2 protein-coding genes are annotated in these 3,314 nt (G+C 59.1%); both read left to right on the forward strand.

All coding sequences use genetic code 11. The features are described 5' to 3' along the window. A partial coding sequence (locus tag NKJ08_RS38265; protein WP_352786330.1) for an ATP-dependent helicase occupies positions 1-1,937 on the forward strand: 1,937 nt, incomplete at its 5' end. Positions 1,938-2,163: 226 nt separating this feature from the next. Further along, entirely contained in the window at positions 2,164-3,285 is a 1,122-nt protein-coding gene (locus NKJ08_RS38270; protein WP_352786331.1) for a hypothetical protein, read from the forward strand. Positions 3,286-3,314 lie beyond the last annotated feature (29 nt).

A 3,314-nucleotide genomic window follows, 5' to 3' on the forward strand; every position in this document is an offset into this window, starting at 1 on the left:
GGGCGCTTATTTTTCAAACCCCCCCGCGCCCGCCCCCCCCCCCCGGGGGGGGGGGGGCCCCCGCGAAGCGGGCGGAGGGGGGTGCCGCAGAAGGCACCGCCAGTGCGTCGAGCACTGCCGCCAGTAGGTCGAGCTCTGCCGCCAGTAGGTCGAGCACTGCCGCACGGACCCCACCCGACCGGGCTTCGCCCCGCCACCCACCCCTCCAGGGGGAGGGAAGCCCGCGCCCGGCCACCGTCAATATCTGCTGCGTCGGCGACGACGATCAGTCGATCTATGGCTGGCGCGGCGCCGAGGTCGACAACATCCTGCGCTTCGACAAGGATTTCCCAGGCGCCACCATCATCCGGCTGGAGCGCAACTACCGCTCCACCGCGCACATCCTCGGCACTGCCTCCCATCTCATCGCCCACAATGAGGGGCGCTTCGGCAAGACGCTGTTCACCGAAAAGATCGCCGAGGACGACGAGAAAGTGCATGTCCACGCCGCCTGGGATTCAGAGGAGGAGGCCCGCGCCGTCGGCGAAACCATCGAGGCCTACCAGCGCCAGAAGCACAAGCTCAACGATATGGCGATCCTCGTCCGCGCGTCCTTCCAGATGCGCGAGTTCGAGGACCGCTTCGTCACGCTCGGCCTCAACTACCGCGTCATCGGCGGCCCGCGCTTCTATGAGCGGCTCGAGATCCGCGACGCCTTGGCCTTCTTCCGCGTCGTCGCGCAAGGCGCCGACGACCTCGCCTTCGAGCGCATCGTCAACGTGCCGAAGCGCGGGCTTGGCGAGGCCACCATCCGCCAGATCCATGATACCGCACGCGCGCTGCGCATCCCGATGCTGGAGGCGGCGGCAAAACTCGCCGAGAGCGACGAGCTGAAGCCGAAGCCGCGCGCCGCACTTCGCGAGGTCGCCGCCAATTTTGAACGCTGGCAGAAGGCTCTGGAAACCACCCCGCACACCGAGCTCGCCGAGACCATTTTGGAGGAGAGCGGCTACACCGACATGTGGAAGAACGACCGCTCGGTCGAAGCGCCGGGCCGGCTGGAAAACCTCAAGGAGTTGATCCGCTCCATGGAGGAGTACGAATCGCTGCGCTCCTTCCTCGAACATGTCGCACTCGTCATGGACGCCGAGCAGAACGCCGAGCTCGATGCCGTCAACATCATGACGTTGCATTCGGCCAAGGGCCTCGAATTCGAAACCGTGTTCCTGCCCGGCTGGGAGGAAGGCCTGTTCCCGCACCAGCGTTCCCTCGACGAGGGTGGCCGCTCCGGGCTGGAGGAGGAACGCCGCCTCGCCTATGTCGGCCTGACCCGCGCCAAGAAGAACCTGCACATCTGGTTCGTCTCCAACCGCCGCATCCACGGCCTCTGGCAGTCGACCATCCCGTCGCGCTTCCTCGACGAACTGCCGGAAGCCCATGTCGAAGTTTCCGAGAGCGGCAACTCCTATGGCGGCTACGGCAATGCCTATGGCGGCTCGTTCGCCTCCGGTCGTGGCGGCCAAGGGGCGGGCAGGCAGAACCCCTATGGAGCATCGCGCTTCGACAACATCGGCGGCAATAACGGCGCCGAGAAATCCGGCGCTTTCTCCAGCACCTATGCGACGCCGGGCTGGCAGCGCGCTCAAGCGAACCGCACCGAGGCGACCGACCGCAATTGGGGCACGCGCTCCGGTCACCAGGTCGAGCGCATCGGCTATGGCGAAACCGACTCCGGCTACGGCGCCGGCCGCACCTCGGTCAAGGGCCGCACCATCGACGGCGAATTGGTCGCCAAATCCGTCGCCGACACGCCGTCGGCCTTCAATGTCGGCGACCGCGTCTTCCACCAGAAATTCGGCAACGGCAACATTACAGCCATCGAAGGCAACAAGCTGACCATCGACTTCGACAAGGCGGGCCAGAAACGCGTGCTGGACGGGTTTGTCACCGGGATTTGATATCTGAATATCTATTTAAGACATACAGAAATCCGTCAACGCCATTGAAGATACAAGAATTGAAAAAGTCACTTGAATACCTATCAGATTTCCAATTCCAGAAGCGTTTTTGCCAAACAGGCTTCGAACTCTGCTCGAACCTATTAGCCCAACTTCACGACAGGTGGTGGAAGTCACCTCTCGATTTGAGGTCGATATACACGGGCCTGACCGTGAGTGTGTTCACATGCTTATGGCAGTTGTGGTGGCCAACGACGACCACGAGATGACGCCACTACTGGATGAGGCAGGACACGGGGTCGTTGCCTTTTCTGTACCTTTTTTCGACAAAAAAGGCAGCTCGAGGATCTTCTCTCCATCTGTTTCGGGACATGAATACATCGTTGCATCATGGGGCAACGGCTCATTTTACACCTATAATCTCGCCGAGAAGGTCTGGATGGCGCTGGGGCTTTCACCTCGTTGCGTCGGAAACGAAAGTCAGCGAGTCGTCTATGACGATCTCTCACTGCCAGAATTCAGTGTGGCAGAAGGTGAAATTTCGAACGAGTTTTATTGGAGAGCCTCACGCAATATTAGCTGGAAGATGTCCAACGAATACCTGCGTAAATATCTCTGGATGCGCGGCGCACATGGAGTACGTGTATTTTACTACCAAAAACTTCTTCCGGATGTTTCTGAACTCCGAGATTTAATGCAGGGGAAAAGTCATACCGCAATCAAACCCAAAGGCGGTTGGTATGAACTGGATATCCGTGAGCATCAGAACGGACTTCTAATTCAGGTATGGGCAACCGTTAACGCCGTCTCGCCTGAGCTTAGTCCCGAGCAAAGCGCAGATGGAATCATCTGGCCTGATGTCGCAGATCCCATGACCCACGCTCGCGCGGACGCACTTGTGGAGCGTAATGTCGTCTTTCTAAATGACAAATTTTTACAGCGGTATGAACAGAGCAACTTCTACGACACCACACCTGTTAACGGCCATGACCGTTGGTGGTGCAGTCCTTCTTACAGGGGGCAGTGGGGCTTTAGTGATTGCGTTCGCGTAGGCCGCAATCTTATCCGTGTTCCAATGAGGGATCTCTATAAACCGAAAACCGATCGTGAAATATTGCACGCACATGGTTTCGCAATGGCGGCGGCGGATGTCGTGCATTTCGATCTGTTGGAAGAGCATATCGTTTCAAAAGTGCAGCGTCTTCTCGATCAACTACTTGATCTAGGTGACAATCTTTGCGCAATTGCTGCAATCGTCGGCATACAAAAAACGGCAATCGATCTAGTCCCTATGATTGCTGGGCCTGAGGGCGGCCCGTCATCCGATATGCAACGGTACGAGGGTTAAGCCGGCTGGCCGGCGCAGAGCCTCATGCA

The organism is Mesorhizobium sp. M0244 (genome assembly GCF_040321795.1).
GTDB lineage: Bacteria > Pseudomonadota > Alphaproteobacteria > Rhizobiales > Rhizobiaceae > Mesorhizobium.

Excerpts from the sequence above, each read along its gene's own strand:
- NKJ08_RS38270 (WP_352786331.1), top strand. The coding sequence starts at position 2,164 with ATGCTTATGGCAGTTGTGGTGGCCAACGACGACCACGAGATGACGCCA.